At 63.5% G+C, this 20,234-nt stretch carries 22 protein-coding genes and 2 tRNA genes; 9 read left to right on the top strand and 15 right to left on the bottom strand.

The genetic code is table 11. The features are described 5' to 3' along the window. Positions 1–34 precede the first annotated feature (34 nt). The 8 genes from OCK02_RS15490 to OCK02_RS15455 form a co-directional block, all read right to left on the bottom strand. On the bottom strand, positions 35–373 hold the full coding sequence (locus tag OCK02_RS15490; RefSeq protein ID WP_263813832.1) for an AzlD domain-containing protein: 339 nt from the start codon (positions 371–373) through the stop codon (positions 35–37). Beyond that, the gene (locus OCK02_RS15485; protein ID WP_263813831.1) at positions 370–1,119 is read right to left on the bottom strand and encodes an AzlC family ABC transporter permease; all 750 of its coding nucleotides are present in this window, start codon (positions 1,117–1,119) and stop codon (positions 370–372) included. The genes OCK02_RS15490 and OCK02_RS15485 overlap by 4 nt, the downstream gene beginning before the upstream one ends. Before the next feature lie 74 nt (positions 1,120–1,193). After that, on the bottom strand, positions 1,194–3,689 hold the full coding sequence (gene clpA / locus OCK02_RS15480) for an ATP-dependent Clp protease ATP-binding subunit ClpA (RefSeq protein WP_263813830.1): 2,496 nt from the start codon (positions 3,687–3,689) through the stop codon (positions 1,194–1,196). Positions 3,690–3,699: 10 nt separating this feature from the next. Beyond that, entirely contained in the window at positions 3,700–4,050 is a 351-nt protein-coding gene (gene clpS / locus OCK02_RS15475; RefSeq protein ID WP_230809076.1) for an ATP-dependent Clp protease adapter ClpS, read from the bottom strand. 256 nt (positions 4,051–4,306) lie between these two features. Next, complete coding sequence (locus OCK02_RS15470) at positions 4,307–4,660, bottom strand: phasin family protein (RefSeq protein ID WP_230809075.1); 354 nt, start codon at positions 4,658–4,660, stop codon at positions 4,307–4,309. 189 nt (positions 4,661–4,849) lie between these two features. Then, positions 4,850–5,053: a DUF3126 family protein gene (locus OCK02_RS15465; protein WP_097138383.1), complete on the bottom strand. Its 204-nt coding sequence runs from the start codon at positions 5,051–5,053 to the stop codon at positions 4,850–4,852. A gap of 94 nt (positions 5,054–5,147) precedes the next feature. Continuing rightward, positions 5,148–5,981 carry a serine O-acetyltransferase gene (gene cysE / locus OCK02_RS15460; RefSeq protein ID WP_263813829.1) on the bottom strand — a complete coding sequence of 278 codons (834 nt, stop codon included), beginning with the start codon at positions 5,979–5,981 and terminating at the stop codon, positions 5,148–5,150. A gap of 80 nt (positions 5,982–6,061) precedes the next feature. Beyond that, complete coding sequence (locus OCK02_RS15455; protein WP_263813868.1) at positions 6,062–6,847, bottom strand: alpha/beta fold hydrolase; 786 nt, start codon at positions 6,845–6,847, stop codon at positions 6,062–6,064. A 184-nt stretch (positions 6,848–7,031) separates the two neighbouring features. Here OCK02_RS15455 and OCK02_RS15450 point away from each other — a divergent pair, with 184 nt between their 5' ends. Both OCK02_RS15450 and OCK02_RS15445 read left to right on the top strand, forming a co-directional pair. After that, positions 7,032–7,277, top strand: coding sequence for a zinc-finger domain-containing protein (locus OCK02_RS15450; protein ID WP_263813828.1), 246 nt, complete (start codon positions 7,032–7,034; stop codon positions 7,275–7,277). A gap of 26 nt (positions 7,278–7,303) precedes the next feature. Continuing rightward, complete coding sequence (locus tag OCK02_RS15445) at positions 7,304–8,476, top strand: FAD-dependent monooxygenase (protein ID WP_263813827.1); 1,173 nt, start codon at positions 7,304–7,306, stop codon at positions 8,474–8,476. Positions 8,477–8,559: 83 nt separating this feature from the next. On the opposite strand, the gene OCK02_RS15440 is transcribed toward OCK02_RS15445, so the two are convergent. After that, complete coding sequence (locus tag OCK02_RS15440) at positions 8,560–9,750, bottom strand: cystathionine beta-lyase (protein WP_263813826.1); 1,191 nt, start codon at positions 9,748–9,750, stop codon at positions 8,560–8,562. A 367-nt stretch (positions 9,751–10,117) separates the two neighbouring features. On the opposite strand from OCK02_RS15440, the gene OCK02_RS15435 reads away from it, so the two are divergent. The 4 genes from OCK02_RS15435 to OCK02_RS15420 all read left to right on the top strand — a co-directional run bounded on the left by OCK02_RS15435 (position 10,118) and on the right by OCK02_RS15420 (position 14,386). Then, the gene (locus tag OCK02_RS15435; protein WP_230809070.1) at positions 10,118–11,143 is read left to right on the top strand and encodes an amino acid ABC transporter substrate-binding protein; all 1,026 of its coding nucleotides are present in this window, start codon (positions 10,118–10,120) and stop codon (positions 11,141–11,143) included. 111 nt (positions 11,144–11,254) lie between these two features. Then, a complete protein-coding gene (locus OCK02_RS15430) occupies positions 11,255–12,433 on the top strand; it encodes an amino acid ABC transporter permease (protein ID WP_412178843.1) in 1,179 nt (392 codons plus the stop codon). Between the two features lie 3 nt (positions 12,434–12,436). Next, complete coding sequence (locus OCK02_RS15425; RefSeq protein ID WP_263813825.1) at positions 12,437–13,597, top strand: amino acid ABC transporter permease; 1,161 nt, start codon at positions 12,437–12,439, stop codon at positions 13,595–13,597. A 12-nt stretch (positions 13,598–13,609) separates the two neighbouring features. Then, positions 13,610–14,386 carry an amino acid ABC transporter ATP-binding protein gene (locus OCK02_RS15420; RefSeq protein WP_263813824.1) on the top strand — a complete coding sequence of 259 codons (777 nt, stop codon included), beginning with the start codon at positions 13,610–13,612 and terminating at the stop codon, positions 14,384–14,386. A 202-nt stretch (positions 14,387–14,588) separates the two neighbouring features. Here the strand turns inward: OCK02_RS15420 and OCK02_RS15415 are convergent, their stop codons facing one another. From OCK02_RS15415 to OCK02_RS15405, 3 genes are all read right to left on the bottom strand, one after another. Beyond that, positions 14,589–16,160 (bottom strand): GMC family oxidoreductase, encoded by a 1,572-nt coding sequence (locus OCK02_RS15415; RefSeq protein ID WP_263813823.1) that lies wholly within the window; start codon positions 16,158–16,160, stop codon positions 14,589–14,591. 97 nt (positions 16,161–16,257) lie between these two features. Continuing rightward, positions 16,258–16,800 carry a twin-arginine translocation signal domain-containing protein gene (locus OCK02_RS15410; RefSeq protein WP_263813822.1) on the bottom strand — a complete coding sequence of 181 codons (543 nt, stop codon included), beginning with the start codon at positions 16,798–16,800 and terminating at the stop codon, positions 16,258–16,260. Positions 16,801–16,855: 55 nt separating this feature from the next. Further along, positions 16,856–17,251: a VOC family protein gene (locus tag OCK02_RS15405; protein WP_263813821.1), complete on the bottom strand. Its 396-nt coding sequence runs from the start codon at positions 17,249–17,251 to the stop codon at positions 16,856–16,858. Between the two features lie 214 nt (positions 17,252–17,465). Between OCK02_RS15405 and OCK02_RS15400 the strand changes: the two genes are divergently transcribed. Further along, positions 17,466–17,774, top strand: coding sequence for a ribbon-helix-helix domain-containing protein (locus OCK02_RS15400; RefSeq protein ID WP_263813820.1), 309 nt, complete (start codon positions 17,466–17,468; stop codon positions 17,772–17,774). Between the two features lie 72 nt (positions 17,775–17,846). Here OCK02_RS15400 and OCK02_RS15395 read toward each other — a convergent pair. After that, positions 17,847–17,923, bottom strand: a tRNA-Pro gene (locus OCK02_RS15395). 118 nt (positions 17,924–18,041) lie between these two features. Beyond that, on the bottom strand, positions 18,042–18,341 hold the full coding sequence (locus OCK02_RS15390; RefSeq protein ID WP_263813819.1) for a hypothetical protein: 300 nt from the start codon (positions 18,339–18,341) through the stop codon (positions 18,042–18,044). Positions 18,342–18,682: 341 nt separating this feature from the next. On the opposite strand from OCK02_RS15390, the gene OCK02_RS15385 reads away from it, so the two are divergent. Both OCK02_RS15385 and OCK02_RS15380 read left to right on the top strand, forming a co-directional pair. Continuing rightward, positions 18,683–18,988, top strand: a complete 306-nt coding sequence (locus OCK02_RS15385; protein ID WP_263813818.1) for an ETC complex I subunit — start codon at positions 18,683–18,685, stop codon at positions 18,986–18,988. A gap of 20 nt (positions 18,989–19,008) precedes the next feature. Then, positions 19,009–19,085: transfer RNA gene (locus OCK02_RS15380), tRNA-Arg, on the top strand. 106 nt (positions 19,086–19,191) lie between these two features. Here OCK02_RS15380 and OCK02_RS15375 read toward each other — a convergent pair. After that, a complete protein-coding gene (locus OCK02_RS15375; protein WP_263813817.1) occupies positions 19,192–19,746 on the bottom strand; it encodes a hypothetical protein in 555 nt (184 codons plus the stop codon). Positions 19,747–20,234 lie beyond the last annotated feature (488 nt).

Here is a 20,234-nt window from a genome sequence, read left to right as displayed (position 1 = left end):
TCCGGGGGATCGCGACGCGCTTCAGGCGCCGGCTTCAAGCGCCGATCGCGTAGAGGCCCGCAGCCAGCGTCCCGATGGCGACGACGATGCCGAGAAGCTGGTTGCGCCGGAACAGGAAGAAGGCGCAGGCGCCCACGACGACCGCACCGATCCGCAACCACAGCGGCGAGGTCTCCAGTTCGCCGGTCGGATAGACGATCAGCTTGGCGATCACGGCGGCCACGAGTGCGGTCGCCACCGCCCTCACCCAGTGCATCGTTTCCGAGTTCTCGTCGATGCGGTTGCCGGCGAGAACGCCGAGCCAGCGCCAGATATCGGTCGCAAGCCAGCCGGCGATGGCGATGAAGATATAGGGCCAGAGCGTCTCGATCATCGCGCCGCCCCGCCTGCCCGCTTCAGCCGCCAGTGCCGCTCCCCGGCCCAGGCAAGCGTTCCGCCGACCAGCCCGGCCAGGAGGATGTCGAATTCCGGCGCGACCTCGTGAAAGACGACGCCGAGCAACAGGCCGGTCCCGAGCGACCAGTAGATCACCCGATGGCGCGCCGAAACCCAGATCGAGGTCAGGAAATAGACCGGCGTCAGGAAGAATAGGCAGGCGCCGACGATCGGCGGAAACTGCGTCACCATGAAATAGGCGACACCGACGAGCAGGATATTCGCCGATGTCAGCGTGATGCCGAAGCCGGCGAAAAAGGCGAGCCGCCCGTCGCGCGGCACGCGATGCGCACGCTCCATGGCGAAGACCCAGGCGGTGATGGCGACGAAATGCGACAGGAGCAGCATCAGCCAGGTCGGCGTCTTGCTGTTGCGGATTTCCGGCACCAGCGCCGCCACCATCGGCATCATCCGCACCGAGGACAGGGTGACGGCGATAAAGGTGGTGGCGATATTCGCACCCGAGAGCATGCTGCCGACGAGGATCACCTTGGCCGGAAGCGCCCAGACAGCCCCGGTCATGAACATGACCTGCTCGACCGGGATGCCGCCTTCGGCGGTGAACGCCGCAAATCCCACGAAGGAGAGCATCAGTATGACCGCCGGAATGCTCCAGATCCCGCGCATGCCCTGAACGAACCAGTATCGCTTCGTCTGCCCTTCGGATGTCGCCTCGGCGTCCATTCAGTCATTCCGGATATTCAACATGACAATGCCGGGCAGCGGACTGCCCGGCATCGTTCGTTCATTGGAGGCGGTCACTTCTTTCGTGGCACCTTCGGCACCGCGCTTCCCTTGCGGGTCGGCGCGGCTGGCTTCTCGGCCTCTGAGGCCTTTGCCGCCTTCGCGCGCGACGAAGACGACGCGGCCGCAACGGTCTCCTTGGCCTTCTTCGGCTTGGCCGCCTTGCGGGCGGGCGAAGCGATCTCGGCCTTCGGCTTGATCGGAGCGGTCTCAGGCACGGCGTCGAGGACGATGCCCCTGGTGCCGTCCTCCTTCACGCCGACGGAGACGCGGACGACGCCGCCCTTCTTGAGCTTGCCGAACAGGATCTCGTCGGCGAGCTTCTTCTTGATGTTCTCCTGGATGACGCGGGCCAGCGGCCGCGCACCCATCTTCTCGTCGTAGCCCTTCTCCGCCAGCCAGGCGATCGCCTCGGGTTGCAGTTCGAAGGTGACGTTGCGCTCGGACAGCTGGGTTTCCAGCTGCATGACGAACTTCTGCACGACCTGGTGGATCACCGGCGTCGGCAGCGAACCGAACGGGATGATCGCATCGAGGCGGTTGCGGAACTCCGGCGTGAACAGGCGGTTGATCGCCTCCATGTCCTCGCCCTCGCGCTTGGACGAGCCGAAGCCGATCGCGGCCTTGGCCATGTCGGACGCGCCCGCATTCGTCGTCATGATCAGGATGACGTTGCGGAAGTCGATCTTCTTGCCGTTATGGTCCGTCAGCGAGCCGTGGTCCATGACCTGCAACAGGATGTTGTAGAGGTCCGGATGCGCCTTCTCGATCTCGTCGAGCAGCAGCACGCAATGCGGATGCTGGTCGACGCCGTCGGTCAGAAGGCCGCCCTGGTCGAAGCCGACATAGCCGGGAGGTGCACCGAGCAGGCGCGAAACCGTGTGCCGCTCCATGTATTCCGACATGTCGAAGCGCAGGAGCTCCACGCCGAGCGAAGACGCCAGCTGCTTGGCCACCTCCGTCTTGCCGACGCCGGTCGGGCCGGAGAACAGGTAGCAGCCGATCGGCTTGTTCAGTTCGCGAAGGCCGGCACGCGCCAGCTTGATCGCCGACGCCAGCGCCTCGATCGCGAGATCCTGGCCGTAGACGACCGAGCGCAGTTCCTTCTCCAGGTTGGCGAGAACGGTCTCGTCGTCCTTGGAGACGGTCTTCGGCGGGATCCGCGCCATGGTGGCGATCGTGGCCTCGATCTCCCTCTCGGTGATCAGCTTGCGCCGCTTGCCGGCCGGAAGCAGCATCTGCGCCGCTCCGGTCTCGTCGATTACGTCGATCGCCTTGTCCGGCAGCTTGCGGTCGGAGATGTAGCGGGCCGAGAGTTCGACAGCCGACTTGATCGCCTCGTTCGAGTACTTCAGCTTGTGATAGTCCTCGAAATAGGGCTTCAGCCCCTTCATGATCTCGATCGTGTCGTCGATCGTCGGCTCGTTCACGTCGATCTTCTGGAAGCGGCGGACCAGCGCCCGGTCCTTCTCAAAGAACTGGCGGTATTCCTTGTAGGTGGTCGAGCCGATGCAGCGGATCGCGCCCGAGGACAATGCTGGCTTCAGAAGGTTCGACGCATCCATCGCGCCGCCGGAGGTGGCGCCGGCGCCGATCACGGTATGGATCTCGTCAATAAAGAGCACCGCGCCGGGATACTCCTCCAGTTCCTTGACCACCTGCTTCAGGCGCTCCTCGAAGTCGCCGCGGTAGCGGGTGCCGGCGAGCAGCGTGCCCATGTCGAGCGAGAAGATCGTGGCATCCTGCAGTGCCTCGGGCACCTTCTTCTCGACAATGCGCTTGGCGAGGCCCTCGGCGATGGCGGTCTTGCCGACGCCGGGATCGCCCACGTAGAGCGGGTTGTTCTTGGAACGGCGGCACAGCACCTGGATGGTCCGGTTGACCTCGGCGTGACGGCCGATCAGCGGATCGATCTTGCCGATCTTGGCCTTCTCGTTGAGGTTGACGCAGTAAGCCGTGAGCGCATCCTGCTTCTTGCCGGCCTCCTCCTGCTCGCCCTGCGAGCGGGTCTGCTTCTGCTCGTTCTCGGTGTCCTCGGAACCGCGCACGGCGCGGGTCTCGGACGTGCCGGGCCGCTTGCCGATGCCGTGAGAGATGAAGTTGACAGCGTCGTAGCGCGTCATCTCCTGCTCCTGCAGGAAGTAGGCGGCGTGGCTTTCGCGCTCGGCGAAGATCGCAACGAGCACGTTGGCGCCCGTCACCTCTTCGCGGCCGGACGACTGGACGTGGATGACCGCGCGCTGGATCACGCGCTGGAAGCCGGAGGTCGGCTTGGAATCTTCCTCGTAGCCCGTCACCAGGTTGGCAAGATCGTTGTCGACATAGTCGGAAACCGTCTTGCGCAGGGTCTCCAGGTTGACGTTGCAGGCGCCCATGACGGCCGCCGCATCCGCGTCGTCGATCAGCGCGAGAAGCAGGTGTTCCAGCGTGGCGTATTCATGGTGGCGCTCATTGGCGTAGGTCAGTGCCTGGTGAAGCGCTTTCTCAAGACTGGTCGAAAAAGTTGGCACGTTTCATTCCTCATTTCTTTTCCATGACACATTGCAGCGGATGCTGGTGCTGGCGGGAGAAATCCATCACCTGTGTCACTTTGGTTTCGGCAACCTCGTAGGTAAAAACGCCACACTCACCCACGCCGTGATTATGCACATGCAGCATGATCCGCGTTGCGGCCTCCCGGTCCTTCTGGAAGAACCGCTCGAGGATGTGGATCACGAATTCCATTGGCGTGTAGTCGTCATTGAGAAGCAGCACCCGGTAGAGGCTCGGCTTCTTGGTCTTCGGCTTCGTGCGGGTAATGACGGAAGTGCTGCGACCGGGAGTGTCGCCGCTTCCTTCATCGCCCTGCAACCGGCCCGGTATCGCATTCATTCCAGTTCATTCCTCGTGAGTACGGCTCTCGCATGGAGGGGGAGCCGCGGCGGCCGACGGTTGCCGTCATCATGCCTACGATATCTAGTGGTTCCTTTCGGGATTTTAAGGCCCCTGCTTCGTCCTGCAAGGATAATCCAGCGGTGCCGGATTGAAAGCCCGAAATTTAGCGACCCGTTTCAACGGCCTGCCCGAAACGGCGAAGGCCGGCGACACCTCCGCGTCGCCGGCCTTCTGAAACTTGCGTCTGCGGCACTCAGGCTGCGACGGCTGCCTTTGCCGCAGCGGCGGCCTTGGCGACAGGAGCCTCGTAGGGCTTATAGGCGCTCTTGGCGAGGTCCGAGTACATCTCGCCGATCTTCGTCGCTTCGGCGATGTAGGTCTCGTAGGACTTCTTCAGGAACGAGGACTGCAGCTCGAAAGCCGCCTCGAAGCTCTTCACGCCCGACAGCTTCTCGAAATGCGCGACGCCCTCCTCGAAAGACTTCTTGGAGTAGTCGGCCGCTTCGGTCGCGATCGCCTGCATGCCCTTGGCCACCGACGAATAGCTTTTCAGGACCGTGTCCATAGCTTCCTTCCCCGTCTTGTTGGCCTCGTCAAAATTGAACATCGATTTCCTCCTATTTGTCCCATCCGGACAAAGGAAAGCTATATGCAATGCACAATAAAGTCAATTATATGCCGCGGTGCAATATTAGTCAGCAATTGCAAATGCTTGCCGCGGGCACCTGACAGGACACAAAAAACCCGGCCGCTTTTTGAGCGCCGGGTTCGATTGGAAGGCCTTGAGGCGGCCGGATCAGAGATCGATGTCGAGGATCGCCATCGAGAAGTTGTAGGACAGTTCGCCGTCCTCCTCGTCACGGAACACGACGCCCAGGAATTCGTCGGCCAGATAGACTTCCGCCGACTCGTCCTTCTTCGGGCGTGCCTTGATGACCATGTCCTTGTTGAAGTTCCGCTTGAAGTAGGCTTCAAGCTTCCTGATCTCTTCGGGCTTCACGATTGCGTCTCCGTATCGGTTCGTTCGCGCCGCTTCTCGCACCTGCGCGGAGTGCTGTAAACCCGAAAAGAGCCCGGTCTCCAGCGTTTTGCGTTTAGATGTCGAAGCCTGCGCCGTGCAGGATCTGGTCCATGGCGCGCGACGGTTCCGAACAGCCGGCCTCGCCCACGACCTTGGCCGGCACGCCGGCGACCGTCGATTTCGCCGGCATGTCCTTCAGGACGACCGAGCCTGCGGCGATGCGCGAGCAGTGGCCGATGTGGATATTGCCGAGGATCTTGGCTCCGGCGCCGATGAGCACGCCGTTGTCGATCTTCGGATGGCGGTCGCCACCCTCCTTGCCGGTGCCGCCGAGGGTGACGTTGTGCAGAATCGAGACGTTGTCGCCGATCACCGCCGTCTCGCCCACCACCAGACCGGTGGCATGGTCGAGGAAGATGCCCTTGCCGATGCGGGCCGCCGGATTGATATCCGTCTGGAACACGCTTGAGGAGCGGCTCTGCAGGTAGAGCGCGAAGTCCCGTCGTCCATTGAGATACAGCCAGTGGGCCAGACGGTGGGTCTGGATCGCGTGAAAGCCCTTGAAATAGAGCACCGGCTCGATGAAGCGCGTGCAGGCCGGGTCGCGGTCATAGACGGCCTGGATGTCGACGCGCAGGATCGCGCCCCATTCCGGCCAGGCTGCCTGCATTTCCTCGAAGGTCTGGCGCAGCAGATTGGCCTGAAGATCGGGATGGTCGAGCCGCTCGCAGACGCGATGGATCACGCTGGCCTCGAGCGAGGGCTGGTTGATCACCGTCGAGTAGAGAAACGCCGCCAGCAGCGGGTCCTCCTGTGCAGCCGCGCGCGCCTCCTGCTGCAGGCTGTCCCAGATCGGGTCCATCGCCATCAGCTTCTCGTCGGCGCGCTTTTCGTTGCTGGCGACCATCGCCGTACTCCTTCTTGCGTCTTCATGGATATATAGAGCAAACGGCCGCCGGGCGGAATGCCCCGCCGGACACGGACGCGCTATCGGCCGTCGATTTCGGCATAGAACGCCAGAACGGCCTTCTTGAATTCGCGATCGCCGACCGCCAGCATATGGTCGCGCCCGGGAATGTCGATCGCGCGCGCGTGCGGCATCAGCGCGGCCAGTTCCTCCGCCGAGCCGGCAATATCGTCCTTGGTTCCGACGGCAACGAGGGCGGGCACGTCGATCCGGCCGATGTCCTCCGGCGACAGGAGATCGCGCGAGGTCATGATGCAGGCCGCCAGCGCCCGCCGGTCGGATTTCGTCTGGTCGGCGAAGCTGCGGAACATCCGGCCGCGGTCGTGGTTGACATCCTCGAGCGCCGGCGCGAGCAACGCCTCGGCGATCGGGTCCCAGTCCCCGACCCCGTCCACCATGCCGATGCCGAGCCCGCCGAAGACGACCGAACGGACACGGTGCGGATGGCCGATCGCCAGGAAGGCGGTGATGCGCGCGCCCATCGAGTAACCCATGACATGCGCCTCGGGAATGCCGAGATGATCGAGCAGTGCCGCCGCGTCGCCGGCCATTGAAGGCGGGTGGTAGAGTGCCGGATCATGCGGCTTGTCGCTCGCCCCGTGGCCCCGGTTGTCGATTCCGATCACCCGGTATCCGGCATCGCCCAGCGTCTTCAGCCACCCCGGATAGACCCAGTTGACGTTGGCGGTGGAGGCGAACCCGTGGATCAGCAGGACCGGCGCCCCGGACGGATCGCCCTCGTCGAAGAAGGCGAGTTCGAGGCCGTCGTGGCGGAAACGGGAAAAGGTCGGGGGATCGAGATTCATGTCCATGCCTCTTTCATGTGCGCCTGCCGCATCCTGCGGGCCCTCCGCTCATAGGACGCTTTGCCGCATGATGGAACGCTGCGTGGCGTTTTTTCTCCCCTGCGACTTGACGTTTGCCGCTACACATTTCCGCCCAACGGCTATATGGTCCGCCGAAATTCAGACAGACCTTCCGGAGCATCCCATGGCTGGCCACAGCATTCCCCACTTCCAGAACGACGGCGGACACGCGGTGATCGAGATCGGCGTGAAGGAATTCATGTGCGTCGGCGCCTCCGTCCCCTTCGATCATCCCCACATCTTCATCGACATGGGCGACGACAACGAAAAGGTCTGCGGCTACTGCTCCACGCTCTACCGCTACAATCCCACGCTGAAGGCGACCCAGACGAACCCGGTCGGCTGCACCTTCGCAAACCAGGCCGCCTGATCGATGTCGCATGAGGGGTCGCGCGGATGACCGTGCGAACGGTTGCGATCGTCGGCGCCGGCATTGCCGGCCTGACTGCGGCACTCTGCCTCGCCCGGAAGGGCATCTCCAGCCACCTGATCGAACAGGCCGACCGGCTCGAAGAGGTCGGTGCCGGCCTGCAACTGTCGCCGAACGCGACCCGTGTCCTCTCCGTCCTCGGCCTCCTTCCCGCCCTCGAAAGGCGCTGGACCGAACCCGAGCGGATCGTGCTCGCCTCCGGCCGCAGCCTGAAGCCGCTCGCCCAGGTCCCGGCAGGTGCCGACGCCCGGCGGCGCTGGCACGACCCCTACGGCGTCCTTCACCGCGCCACGCTGCAAAAGGTCCTGTTCGACGCCGCCCGCGACAACCCGCTTGTCGGCATGACGCTCGGCGTGCGCATGGAAGGATACGACCGCGCCGCCGAGATCGCGGACCTGATCGGCGTCCGTCCGGACCTGACAATCGCCGCCGACGGCGTCTGGTCGACCATGCGGGCCGGCGTTCCCGGCGCTGCCAATGCCCGCTTCAGCGGCAACATCGCCTGGCGCTTCATGATCCCGTTTGCGAAAGCGCCGCGCTTTCTCGATCCGCGCGCGGTCACCGCATTCGTCGGACCGTCGTCGCATCTCGTCGCCTACCCGCTCACCGAGGCGAACGCCTTCAATATCGTCGCGATTCACAAGGGCCCGGCCTTCATCAGCCGCGGCTGGGAGACGCAGGCCGGCGAGGCCGGCGCAGCCTTCCAGCTCGACGCCTTCTCCGGCTGGAACAAGGACATTGCGGCTCTCCTGGCCCTCGCCGAAAAGCCCCTCGCCTGGCCGCTCTACGAATGCGGTGACGGGCGCTGGTTCGACGGCAACGATCTCGTGCTGATCGGCGATGCGGCGCATGCAACGACGCCTTTTGCCGCGCAGGGCGCGGCGATGGCGATCGAGGACGCGGCCGAACTCGCACAGGCCGTTGCCGACGCTTCGGACTTTCGGACCGCCCTTTCCGATTTTGAGACACGCCGCCGCCAGCGCGTCCGCCGCGTCCGCGCGCGGGCCGACTTCAACCGCTTCGCCTACCACGCGCGCGGCCCGGTGGCGCTGGTTCGCGACGTCGTGCTGGGCCTGCGAAGCCCCGAACGCCTGGCGGCCGATCTCGACTGGCTCTACGGCTACCGGCCCCACATCTGAGAGCAGGCAGCCCGCAGCCGATCGCGTCGCGCTGCGGGCCGTCCTGGCCGTGTCGATGTTCGCCGCCGGGTAGCCTTGTCTAGCTAGACCGCCCGCGCCGCCGCCAGTCCGCGCTCGATGTCGGCGCGGAGATCGGCCATGTCTTCGAGGCCGATCTGGAGCCGGACCACGGGGCCGTTTTCGGGCGCCTTGCAGATGCGGCGGTCGCTCAGGTTGACGTGGACGGCAAGGCTCTCGAAGCCGCCCCAGGAATAGCCGAGGCCGAAGATCTTCAAGGCATCGAGGAAGGCATGCGCCTTGGCCTTGAACCGGCCGGGGTCGCCGCCGTCGAGCACGATCGAGAAGATGCCGCTCGCGCCCTTGAAGTCGCGCTTCCACAGTTCGTGACCCGGAAAGCTCGGCAGGCCGGGATGGAGGACGGAGACGACGCCGTCCCGTCCCTCCAGCCATTCCGCGAGCCGCATGGCGCTCTCCTGGTGCCGCTCCAGCCGCACGCCCATGGTCCTAAGTCCCCTCAGGATCTGGTAGGAATCGTCGGGCGACCCGCAGATGCCGAGGGCGAAATTGCCCTCCCAGAGCTGCCGCCAGTGGGCGGCATTGGCCGAAACCGTGCCCATCAGGATGTCGGAATGGCCGGAGGGGTATTTCGTGGCCGCATGGATCGAGACGTCGACGCCGTGATCGAGTGGACGGAAATAGAGCGGCGTCGCCCAGGTGTTGTCCATCGTGACCACAGCCCCGCCCCTGTGTGCGGCATCGGCGGTGGCGCGGACGTCCTGCATCTCGAAGGTATTCGAACCGGGCGCCTCGAGATGCACGAGTTTCGTGTTCGGCTTCATCAGCGACGCGATCCCGGCCCCGACAGAAGGATCGTAGTATTCGACCGTCACGCCCAGCCGCTTCAGCATCGTGTCGCAGAAGTGCCGGGTGGGGCTGTAGACCGAATCGACGACGAGGGCGTGGTCGCCGGCAGAGAGGAACGCCAGGAACGGGACGCTGACGGCGGCGAGTCCGGAGGGCACGAGGATGGTGCCGGCCGAGCCCTCCAGTTCATCGATCGCAGCACAGAGCGCGTCCGTCGTCGGCGTGCCGCGGGTGCCGTAGCTGTATTTCTGCGCCCGGTGCTCCATCGTCGCCGCATTGGGGAAAAGCACGGTGGAGGCATGGACGACCGGTGGATTGACGAAGCCGTGGAATTCGGCGGGGTCGTTGCCGACATGGGCCAGTCGGGTGTTCGGGCCGGCGCCGGCCAGCACGTCATTCTTGTCAGTCATCAAGAGGAATCCGCAGTGTTGCCTGGTGAAGACAGGCACTTTCCAGAGCCTGATTTGCGTGGTCAAGCCAATTTTGCTGAAGTACTCATCACGCGCAAGTGACGGATAGGGCCTTCGGAGACGGCTTTGGACGCGTTTTTTTTGAGCTCAACCTGCCCTTTTCCAGCTGAATTTGCTTATTTTTTTGTCATTGCCAGTGAGATTCACCAGCTTGCTTGGAAAACAGGCCGCCACTCTTGACCGTGCGTCGTTTTGAGCATGAGATAGATCAACTCGCGCCGGGAGGGCGACGAGTGCCGGCGACGCTCCCGCACCTTGGCAGCACCAGCCGGACGAAGAAAGACAAATAGAACAAGGGTATTTGGACATGGCTAAGAAGATCGTTACGGCACTCCTCGGCGCTGCCGTTTTGGGGATGGGCGCCCAGGCTGCCCAGGCGGACACGCTGTCCGACGTGAAGGCTAAGGGTTTCGTACAGTGCGGCGTCAACAGCAGCCTTGCCGGGTTCGCCGCTCCTGACGCCCAGGGCAACTATGCCGGTTTCGACGTCGATTATTGCAAGGCGATCGCCGCTGCGGTCTTCGGCGACGCGACCAAGGTCAAGTACACGCCGACCACCGCCAAGGAACGCTTCCCGGCGCTGCAGTCGGGCGAAGTCGACGTTCTGGCCCGCAATACCACCTGGACGATCAACCGCGACACCGCGCTCGGCTTTAATTTCCGCCCGGTCAACTACTATGACGGCCAGGGCTTCATGGTCCGCAAGAGCCTGAACGTGAAGTCGGCGCTCGAGCTCTCCGGCGCGGCCGTCTGCGTGCAGACCGGCACCACCACCGAGCTCAACCTCGCCGACTACTTCAAGGCCAACAACCTGCAGTACAATCCGGTCGTCTTCGAGAAGATCGAGGAAGTCAACGCCGCCTACGACGCCGGCCGCTGCGACGTCTACACCACCGACCAGTCCGGCCTCTATGCGATCCGCCTGACGCTGGCGGCTCCGGACGACCACATGGTCCTGCCGGAAATCATCTCCAAGGAGCCGCTCGCACCGGCCGTCCGCCAGGGCGACGACAAGTGGTTCGACATCGTCAGCTGGGTCCACTACGCGCTGATCAACGCCGAGGAATTCGGCGTCACTCAGGCCAATGTCGAAGAGATGAAGAACTCGCCGAACCCGGACATCAAGCGCTTCCTCGGCGCCGAAGCCGACAGCACCATCGGCGCCGACCTCGGCCTCGACAACGAATGGGCGGTCAACGTCATCAAGGCCGTCGGCAACTACGGCGAAGTCTTCGACCGCAACATCGGCGCCGGCAGCCCGCTCAAGATCGAGCGCGGCCTGAACGCTCTGTGGACCAAGGGCGGCATCCAGTACGCCCCGCCGATCCGCTAAGCGCCGGCGACACGCATGCGAAGGGCGGGATCGATCCCGCCCTTCATCCCTAGAACAAGAAGCGCTCGAACAAGGGCGATCAAGGGGACGACAATGGCAGCACCCGCATCGATGGCATCAGGCAGGACGGAACGACCACCGAGTTCCCTCCTCAACGACCCGAAAATCCGCGGCATCATCTATCAGGTCGTGACGGCGCTCGTCTTCATCGCCCTGATCTATTTCATCTGGACCAACACGCTGGAGAACCTCCGGCGGGCCAACATCGCCTCCGGCTTCGGCTTCCTGTCCGGCCGTGCAGGCTTCGATCTCGGGCAGTCGCTCATCGCCTTTTCCAGCGATTCGACCTATGCCCGCGCGCTCTATGTCGGCTTCCTCAACACGCTGCTCGTCGCGTTCACCGGCATCATCACGGCCACGGTCCTAGGCTTCATCATCGGCATCGGGCGGCTCTCGAAGAACTGGCTGATAGCCAAGCTCTCCACCGCCTATGTCGAGATCTTCCGCAACATCCCGCCGCTGCTGGTCATCTTCTTCTGGTACAGCGGCGTCCTCGCCGTCCTGCCGGGCGTGCGCGAATCCATCGCCCTGCCCTTCGGAAGCTACCTGAACAACCGCGGCTTTGCCTTTCCGAAGCCGGTCTTCGCCGAAGGCTTCTGGCTCGTGCTCGCAGCCCTTCTCGCCGCCATCGTCCTGTCGCTGGTGCTGCGGCGCTATTCGCTGAACAGGCGCATGGCGACCGGCCGCGGCGTCCCGATCCTGTGGCCGTCCATTGCGATGATCGTCGCCTTCCCGGTGATCGCCTACGTCATCATGGGCGCGCCGCTGTCGTTCGACTATCCCGTCGCCGGCACCTTCAACCTGACGGGCGGCTCCGTCGTCGGACCCGAGTTCATCTCGCTCTACCTGGCACTGTCGTTCTACACCGCCTCCTTCATCGCCGAGATCGTCCGCGGCGGCATCCGTGCCGTGCCGAGGGGCCAGTCGGAGGCGGCCGAGGCGCTCGGGCTCAGGCAGGGATATACGACCCGGTTCGTCGTCGTCCCGCAGGCGATGCGCATCATCATCCCGCCGCTGACGAGCCAGTATCTCAACCTGACGAAGAACTCGACGCTGGCGATCGCGATCGGCTACGCCGACCTCGTCTCGGTCGGCGGCACGATCCTGAACCAGAGCGGCCACCCGATCGAGATCGTGGCGATCTGGATGGTGGTCTACCTCAGCATCAGCCTGCTGACATCGCTCTTCATGAACTGGTTCAATTCGAGAATGGCCCTGGTGGAGCGATAGGACATGGCTAGCACACAAACGTCTTACGTTCGCACCCAGATGATCGCCGCAGAGCCGCCGCCGCCCGGCGTCACCGGCGTGGCACATTGGCTGAAGACCAACCTGTTCGCGACAACTAAGGACACGATCCTGACCGTGATCGCGCTGCTGCTTCTGGCCTGGTATGTGCCCCAGATGCTGAACTGGCTGTTCTTCGACGCCCAGTGGGCGGGCACCGACCGCACCTTCTGCGCCACCGTCGTCCAGAGCGGCGGCAGCCAGCCGGAAGGCTGGAGCGGCGCCTGCTGGGCCTTCATCGGCTCGCGCTTCGACCAGTTCATCTTCGGGCGCTACCCGATCGACGAACGCTGGCGCCCGACGCTCGTCGGCATCCTGTTCGTGGCGCTGCTGGTGCCACTGCTGATCCCGAAGGTGCCCTACAAGGGCTGGAACGCGATCCTGCTGTTCGCGGTGCTGCCGGTCGTCTCGTTCTTCCTGCTCGTCGGCGGCGTCTTCGGCCTCCGGCACGTCGAGACCTCGCTGTGGGGCGGGTTGATGGTGACGCTGATCCTGTCCTTCGTCGGCATGGCCGTGTCGTTCCCGCTCGGCATCCTGCTTGCGCTCGGACGGCGCTCCCCCATGCCGGTGATCAAGACGCTGTGCGTCACCTTCATCGAGATCGTCCGCGGCGTGCCGCTGATCACGGTTCTGTTCATGGCAAGCGTCATGCTGCCGCTGTTCATGCCGCAGGGGGTCACCGTCGACCGGTTCCTGCGGGCGCTGATCGGCTTTTCGATCTTCGCGTCGGCCTATATGGCCGAGGTGATCCGCGGCGGCCTGCAGGCGATCCCCAAGGGCCAGTACGAAGGCGCTGATTCGCTCGGCTTCAGCTACTGGCAGAAGACCGGGCTCATCGTGCTGCCGCAGGCGATCAAGATCGTCATCCCCGGCATCGTCAACACCTTCATCGGCATGTTCAAGGACACCTCGCTGGTGTCGATCATCGGCATGTTCGACCTGCTCGGCATCATCCGCCAGAACTTCGCCGACGTCTCCTGGGCCTCCCCGGTGACGCCGCTCACGGGCCTGATCTTCGCAGGATTCGTCTTCTGGATCTTCTGCTTCGGCATGTCGCGCTATTCAATGTTCGTGGAGCGCAGGCTCGACACGGGCCACAAGAGATAAGGACAACAAACCATGGCAAACCAGGCCCAGGCCAAGAAGATGACGGTATCGGCGACGGACGTCGCCATCGAGATCGTCAACATGAACAAGTGGTACGGCGACTTCCACGTCCTGCGCGACATCAATCTCAAGGTGATGCGCGGCGAGCGCATCGTCATCGCCGGCCCCTCCGGCTCCGGCAAGTCCACGATGATCCGCTGCATCAACCGGCTGGAGGAACACCAGAAGGGCCAGATCATCGTCGACGGCATCGAACTCACGAACGACCTGAAGAAGATCGACGAGGTGCGCCGCGAGGTCGGCATGGTGTTCCAGCACTTCAACCTCTTCCCGCACCTGACGATCCTCGAGAACTGCACGCTGGCGCCGATCTGGGTGCGCAAGATGCCGAAGAAGGATGCCGAGCAGGTCGCCATGCACTATCTCGAGCGGGTCAAGATCCCCGAGCAGGCGCACAAGTATCCGGGCCAGCTCTCCGGCGGCCAGCAGCAGCGCGTGGCGATCGCCCGCTCGCTGTGCATGAAGCCGAAGATCATGCTGTTCGACGAGCCGACCTCGGCACTCGACCCGGAAATGGTCAAGGAAGTGCTGGATACCATGGTCTCGCTCGCCGAGGAGGGCATGACCATGCTCTGCGTCACCCACGAGATGGGCTTCGCCCGCCAGGTGGCCAACCGCGTGATCTTCATGGACCAGGGCCAGATCGTCGAGCAGAACGACCCGCAGAGCTTCTTCGACAACCCGCAGCACGAGCGCACCCGGCTGTTCCTCAGCCAGATCCTGCACTGAGCGCAGTGCGATAGGAGTAACTCAAACGGGCGGGCCGCAAGGTCCGCCCGTTTCGCGTTCAGACACCGCCGGCCACCCGGCTGAACGACAACACTGCTCCCCTTCAAAAAAAGACGGCCGGCAGGGCCGACCGGAGGGGGCGCGGATCACCGCGCGCGATCACCGGCCGCGCACGGGCGGCCGGGGGAGGTTGGCGCAGCCGTCAGATGGAACCGGCGTTCATCTGCTCGGCGATATAGTCCGCCTGGCGGATCGCCAGGGACACGATGGTCAGCGTCGGGTTTTCCGCCGCCCCGGTGGTGAACTGGCTGCCGTCGGAGACGAACAGGTTCTTGATGTCGTGGGTCTGGCCCCATTTGTTGACGACACCGTCCTGCGCCTTCTCGCTCATGCGGTTCGTGCCGAGATTGTGGGTCGAGGGATAGGGCGGCGTCGGGAAGGTCCGGATCGCGCCGACCGCCTCGTAGAGCGCCTGGCCCTGTTTGTAGGCGTGGTTGCGCATGGCGATGTCGTTCGGATGGTCGGTGAACCAGACGTCGGGGATCGGCATGCCATGCTGGTCCTTCAGCGTCGCATGCAGCTTCACCGCGTTCTGCTCCTGCGGCATGTCCTCGCCGACGATCCACAGGCCCGCGGTGTTGGCATAGCCGTCCATGGCCGAGGCGAAGGAGCGGCCCCAGCCGCCGGGATCCAGGAACGCCGCCATGAAGGGCACGCCAAGCGCCAGCGTCTCCATCTCGTAGCCGCCGACGAAGCCGCGCGACGGATCGTGTCCGGCCTCGTCCTGGATGATGCCGGCCATCGTCGTGCCGCGGTAGAAGTGCACCGGCTTCTCGAACACCGCATAGACCGACCCGGTGGTGTGGCGCATGTAGTTCTTGCCGACCTGGCCGGACGAGTTGGCGAGCCCGTCCGGAAACCTGGCCGATTCGGAGTTCAGCAGCAGCCTCGGGCTTTCGATCGAATTGCACGCGACGCAGACGATCCGCGCCTTCTGGCTCTGCAGCTTGCCGTCCTTGTCGGCATAGACGACGTTCGTCACCTTGCCGTCCGCATCGTGCTCGATCTTGACCACATGCGCGTTCGGCCGGACCTCGAGCCTGCCGGTGGCCTCGCCCTTCGGGATCTCTGTGTAGAGCGTCGACCACTTGGCGCCCCACTTGCAGCCCTGGAAGCAGAAGCCCGTCTGCTGACAGCTCATCCGGTCGTCGCGGTCGGCGGAATTGATGGCCATCCGGCCGGTGTGACATTCCTTGTAGCCCAGCTCGTCGGCGCCGGCCTTGAGGATCTTGAAGTTGTTGTTGCCCGGAAGGCCTTCGATGCCGTTTGTCCGGGTCACGCCCATCTTGTCCTCGGCCTTTGCATAATAGGGCTCGAGGTCGGCAAGCGTGATCGGCCAGTCCAGAAGGTTGGCGCCCTCGACCTTGCCGTAGTTGGTCAGCGCCTTGAACTCGTGCTCCTGGATGCGCAGCGAGGCGCCGGCCCAGTGCGTCGTCGTGCCGCCCACCGCCTTGACGATCCAGGCCGGCAGGTTCGGGAAATCCTTGCCGACGCGCCAGCCGCCACCGGTCGTGCGGTGATCGAGCCAGGCGAGCTGGGCGAAGCTTTCCCACTCGTCGTTGATGAAATCCTCGTGCTCGATGCGCGCGCCGGCCTCGAGGATGACGACGTCGATGCCCTTCTGCGCCAGCTCGTTGCCGAGCGTGCCGCCGCCGGCACCCGAGCCGATGATGACGACGACGCTGTCGTCGTCGAGTTTGTATGGAGCTGCCATGTTCTTCCTCCCGGTCTGTTCCGACCCTGTCCATGCAGGCGGGGACACGTTCCGTGTCCGGCGGGCGCCCTCCTCCGGCGCCGGCTGCCGCCCGGCCCTATAGCCACTCGATGTCGTCGAAGCCGCGGTTGATGTACCCACCCTTCGAGAAGGATTCGCCCTCGTAGCCGAAGTGCGGCCAGAGCTCCTTCTGGTTGTAGAAGGAGACGACGAGATCGCCGCGCACCGCCTGGAAGAACGGCGTGGTCTCGATCTCGCGCAGGATCGCCACGCGGTCGTCCTCCCAGCCGAGGTCGCGGTAGCCGCCCGCCCCTGCCCGCGCGTCGAGGTCGGCAATGCCCACCTCGATCAGTTCCTTGTGCGCCGGATCCTGGCCCGCCTTCGTGTCGTGGCCCTTCACGGCGATCGCATAGAAGCGGTCGGGGATCGTATCGTGCGGGTAGATGTCGCGGGCGAGCTTGATCAGGGTCGCCATCGTGTCCGGCTTCAGCGCCGTCGTCTCCACGCCCCAGGCGCGATCCGGACTGATCACCGCACTGCCGGTGATGACGAGCGCGGCACCCACCGTGCCGCGCTTGAGAAGCTCGCGCCGGGACAGGCCGGAGGCCGGGCTGCGGCGACGCTCGTAGATCGTGGTCATGTTCGTTCCTCCCATTGCAGTCTGCCCGGCAGCCCTCCTCCGGCCGCCAGGCTGTCTATTTGAACCGGCCGTGGCGCTGCAGCACCTCGATCTTGTAGCCGTCCGGATCGGTGATGAAGAAGAAGCGGGCGAGCAGGCCGCCGTCCCGGTTGAATTCGACGATCTTGCCGGGGGTAAGCCCGAGGTCGCCCATCCGCGCGTGCTCGCCGTCGAGGTCTTCGACCGAGACGGCCAGATGGCCGTAGCCGTCGCCGAGCTGATAGGGTTCGACCCGACCCTTGTTGATCGTCAGCTCCAGCTCGAATTCGCTCTCCGCATTGCTCAAGTAGACGAGCGTGAAGGTTTCGAAATCGAGCCTCTCGACCACTTCCAGGCCGAATGCCTTGCGGTAGAAATCCACCGAGCGCCCCTCGTCCAGGACCCGGATCATGGAATGTATCGATTTGGCCACGCTGCCCTTCCCGATGCTTGCAGTCTTGTCTGAAAGGAAGATTGCGCCGGGAAAGGCGGGGACGGGTAGCAGCCGGTTACCGCATGCCAAATTTCTCTCATCTGGAGTAAAATTCGAAGGATTTTGCGCCTGTTCGCCGTGGGTTGGACGATTTGACCAAACCCGGCGGCCAACGCATAATCGCTGCCATAAGAACAAGACTGGAGGATACACCATGTGTGAGGTCTTTGCGGGCCAGGACCCGCAGCGCTATCGCCCCGTCAACCGCTCCGTGCGCATCGGTGGCCATTCCACCAGCATCCAGATCGAGGCGGCCTTCTGGGACCTCATCGACGAGATCGCCGCAAGCCAGGGCCTGTCGACGTCCCGCTTCCTGTCCACGCTCTACGACGAGGCCCTGCTCATCAACGGCTCGGTCTCGAACTTCGCCTCGCTGCTGCGGACGAGCTGTCTGATCTACCTGATGGCCGGGGGCTCCAAGGAAGCCGCCGACCGCGCCTTCCGCATGGTCGCCGCCGAGTGAGGCAAGGCGGCGCCGGGCGCTCGGACCGTTCGGCGCGGGCGGATTGATGAGGGCGTTGTCGGGAAGAAACGGTGGTCGGAGTGGAGAGATTCGAACTCCCGACCCTCTGGTCCCAAACCAGATGCGCTACCAGGCTGCGCTACACTCCGCCGATCCGTGCTGGCGGAGATACACGCATCCCGCCGTGGCCGCAACTGCAAAAATGGGGCGCCAGGCGCCCGCACCTTCGACGCCGAAGCCACCCCTCGCAGGCTCGACCCTGTCGGCTCAGTCGTCGAAGAAGTCTTCCAGGATGACCCGGTTCGTCAGCAGCAGCGACCTGTCCGGCTGGATGACGTAGGTCTCCTGCACCGTCCGGCCGAACTGGTCGGTGAAGCGGTGGTGGAACCAGCTGCCGACCGGCGACTTGGTCAGCTTGGTGCGGGGTTGGCCGCCATAGGTGATGCTCCCGGGAATGGGATCCGGATAGTTCCCGCCGCCTGCGCTCGCCGTGCAACCGGCAATGCAGAGCGCACCGACGCAGATGAGAGCCGCGACACCCTTCGCCCTTTTGTCTGGACACGTCATCTGATCCACTCCGTTCGAGCTGCGCCCGCGCCGCAGCATTGGCCGGCCAAGGCCGCGCTGCGGTCCGGCGCATCGCGCGGCGCGGTTGCCACCCGGGACGCCCTTGCCACCCCAATGAAATGGAAACCATTTTCCGGCTGGCAAGGGTGGCCCGTCCGAAACATCCGCCGTTCAGGCCGCCGTTGAATTGCCCCCCGCCTGATGCTATGCACCGCAGCGAAAGCTGCGCGTGTGGCCGGGCACGATCGGCGCGCGTGCATTTGCCGTCGCCCGATTCTGCGCTATGGATGTGCAGTCGCCGGTGCGGCGGAAGACAGAACCTATCGGAGCCAGAAGAACCCATGTCCGCGAAGATCTACCGTCCCGCCAAGACCGCCATGCAGTCCGGCCAGGCGAAAACGCATCGCTGGATCCTCGAATTCGATCAGGAGCGCGCCCGCACGATCGATCCGATCATGGGCTATACGAGTTCCGGGGACATGCGCCAGCAGGTCAAGCTGACATTCGAGACGCGCGAACTCGCCGTCGCCTATGCCGAGCGCAACGGCATCGAATACCGCATCGTCGAACCGCACGACCCGACCCGCAAGAAGGTCGCCTACCCGGACAACTTCCGTTTCAACCGCATGCAGCCCTGGACGCACTGACGGCTGCCTTCGGCCCGGACGGCCCCTTAGCTCAGCTGGATAGAGCAACTGCCTTCTAAGCAGTAGGTCGCAGGTTCGAATCCTGCAGGGGTCGCCAAAAAAATGCAGGTTTTCAATGCTTTGCACCGAAAAACACCCTTTTACTCACGTTTTTCCGCCCCGGCGCCAAACGCGCCGTTTCAAACCCCTTTCCGCGCTCCTCGTCAACTGCCGAGGATTCGTCTCAACCATCTACCCGGACCTGCCGGTAACTTATGGACAGTCATGTCCTTCGAGTGAGGAATCTTCTTCCTGCGAACGCAGGCACCATAGGTGAAGTAAGCTTTTTCTCCTGCAAGCTTTTCTATATGAAATTCTATTTCGAGCGTATGGGTGTCGAAATTAATCTTCTCTATCTCATCGATAAAATCTCCTGTGGCATCGATGATGCGGATGTCAATCGTATAGCCATTGGAATGCTTGCTAACGTTGATCACATTTCTATAATAGATATTTTTACGCAAATACCCATCAGCGCCCCTTCCAAATACCTTAGAAATACTGATTGGACGTGATTTTACGTTTTCGCTATCTCCAAAAAATATTACTTGATCGCGATCATAAAATTGACATTCGGCAAGACATAGCCCCAACTCCGTGACCCTCCCTCGGATCGTTTTCGTGAGTACTCCCTCTTCCTCCTGAAAATCAGTGTGCCCACCGAACTCACAATATACGTTTCCAAACAGATACTTTCCTTCCAAATCAAAACCGGTCATTCGCAACTCCATCACTTAGTAGGTAGAGGAGGCTATATCACTCTCGATATTGAAAACAGATATCGCCACTGCGCCCACTTCGCTGTCGTGGGGACTGATACTGCGAGCCGGACCGGAGCCATGTGCATCTTGCAACGGTAAAGGCGGAAGATGCAAAGTGAGAGACGACCAGTGATTGCCCGCATAAAATGACGAGTGAATTTAGATCCGGCTAAGGCCCGTCCATTATGCCCCTCAGGGCGGTTCGCCCCGGCAGAACCGCTTGGCTACTCACGTTTTGGGCCTGAAAATCTTGCACTCTCGCCTACAGAAGGTCGGGCCGGCCGCCGTACGGCACGCATAGGATCCGCAGTCTACCGTCCTCGCAAAGAAGATCGAGCAGTCCTCCATGTGCCGCTGGCCGTGGCCGGCCTGTGCATCGTCCTTGCGTTCCGTCTCCACTCGCCTCCTTGAGTCCGGCAGACTGTCGCCGTCCCTCCTTTGCAAGT

Origin of the sequence: Rhizobium sp. TRM96647 (assembly GCF_025780115.1) — a bacterium.
Taxonomy (GTDB): Bacteria; Pseudomonadota; Alphaproteobacteria; order Rhizobiales; family Rhizobiaceae; genus Mycoplana.
This window is presented reverse-complemented; position numbering and strand designations above follow the sequence as displayed.

Bases quoted from the DNA above. Each gene is read 5' to 3' on its own strand.
- OCK02_RS15455 (WP_263813868.1), bottom strand. From the start codon at position 6,847: ATGAATCTCGATCCCCCGACCTTTTCCCGTTTCCGCCACGACGGCCTC.
- OCK02_RS15440 (WP_263813826.1), bottom strand. From the start codon at position 9,750: ATGACTGACAAGAATGACGTGCTGGCCGGCGCCGGCCCGAACACCCGA.
- OCK02_RS15425 (WP_263813825.1), top strand. From the start codon at position 12,437: ATGGCTAGCACACAAACGTCTTACGTTCGCACCCAGATGATCGCCGCA.
- OCK02_RS15420 (WP_263813824.1), top strand. From the start codon at position 13,610: ATGGCAAACCAGGCCCAGGCCAAGAAGATGACGGTATCGGCGACGGAC.
- OCK02_RS15375 (WP_263813817.1), bottom strand. From the start codon at position 19,746: ATGACCGGTTTTGATTTGGAAGGAAAGTATCTGTTTGGAAACGTATAT.
- clpS (WP_230809076.1), bottom strand. From the start codon at position 4,050: ATGAATGCGATACCGGGCCGGTTGCAGGGCGATGAAGGAAGCGGCGAC.
- OCK02_RS15415 (WP_263813823.1), bottom strand. From the start codon at position 16,160: ATGGCAGCTCCATACAAACTCGACGACGACAGCGTCGTCGTCATCATC.
- OCK02_RS15400 (WP_263813820.1), top strand. From the start codon at position 17,466: ATGTGTGAGGTCTTTGCGGGCCAGGACCCGCAGCGCTATCGCCCCGTC.
- OCK02_RS15470 (WP_230809075.1), bottom strand. From the start codon at position 4,660: ATGTTCAATTTTGACGAGGCCAACAAGACGGGGAAGGAAGCTATGGAC.
- OCK02_RS15430 (WP_412178843.1), top strand. From the start codon at position 11,255: ATGGCATCAGGCAGGACGGAACGACCACCGAGTTCCCTCCTCAACGAC.
- OCK02_RS15450 (WP_263813828.1), top strand. From the start codon at position 7,032: ATGGCTGGCCACAGCATTCCCCACTTCCAGAACGACGGCGGACACGCG.
- OCK02_RS15490 (WP_263813832.1), bottom strand. From the start codon at position 373: ATGATCGAGACGCTCTGGCCCTATATCTTCATCGCCATCGCCGGCTGG.
- OCK02_RS15410 (WP_263813822.1), bottom strand. From the start codon at position 16,800: ATGACCACGATCTACGAGCGTCGCCGCAGCCCGGCCTCCGGCCTGTCC.
- OCK02_RS15435 (WP_230809070.1), top strand. From the start codon at position 10,118: ATGGCTAAGAAGATCGTTACGGCACTCCTCGGCGCTGCCGTTTTGGGG.
- OCK02_RS15445 (WP_263813827.1), top strand. From the start codon at position 7,304: ATGACCGTGCGAACGGTTGCGATCGTCGGCGCCGGCATTGCCGGCCTG.
- cysE (WP_263813829.1), bottom strand. From the start codon at position 5,981: ATGGTCGCCAGCAACGAAAAGCGCGCCGACGAGAAGCTGATGGCGATG.
- OCK02_RS15390 (WP_263813819.1), bottom strand. From the start codon at position 18,341: ATGACGTGTCCAGACAAAAGGGCGAAGGGTGTCGCGGCTCTCATCTGC.
- OCK02_RS15485 (WP_263813831.1), bottom strand. From the start codon at position 1,119: ATGGACGCCGAGGCGACATCCGAAGGGCAGACGAAGCGATACTGGTTC.
- OCK02_RS15385 (WP_263813818.1), top strand. From the start codon at position 18,683: ATGTCCGCGAAGATCTACCGTCCCGCCAAGACCGCCATGCAGTCCGGC.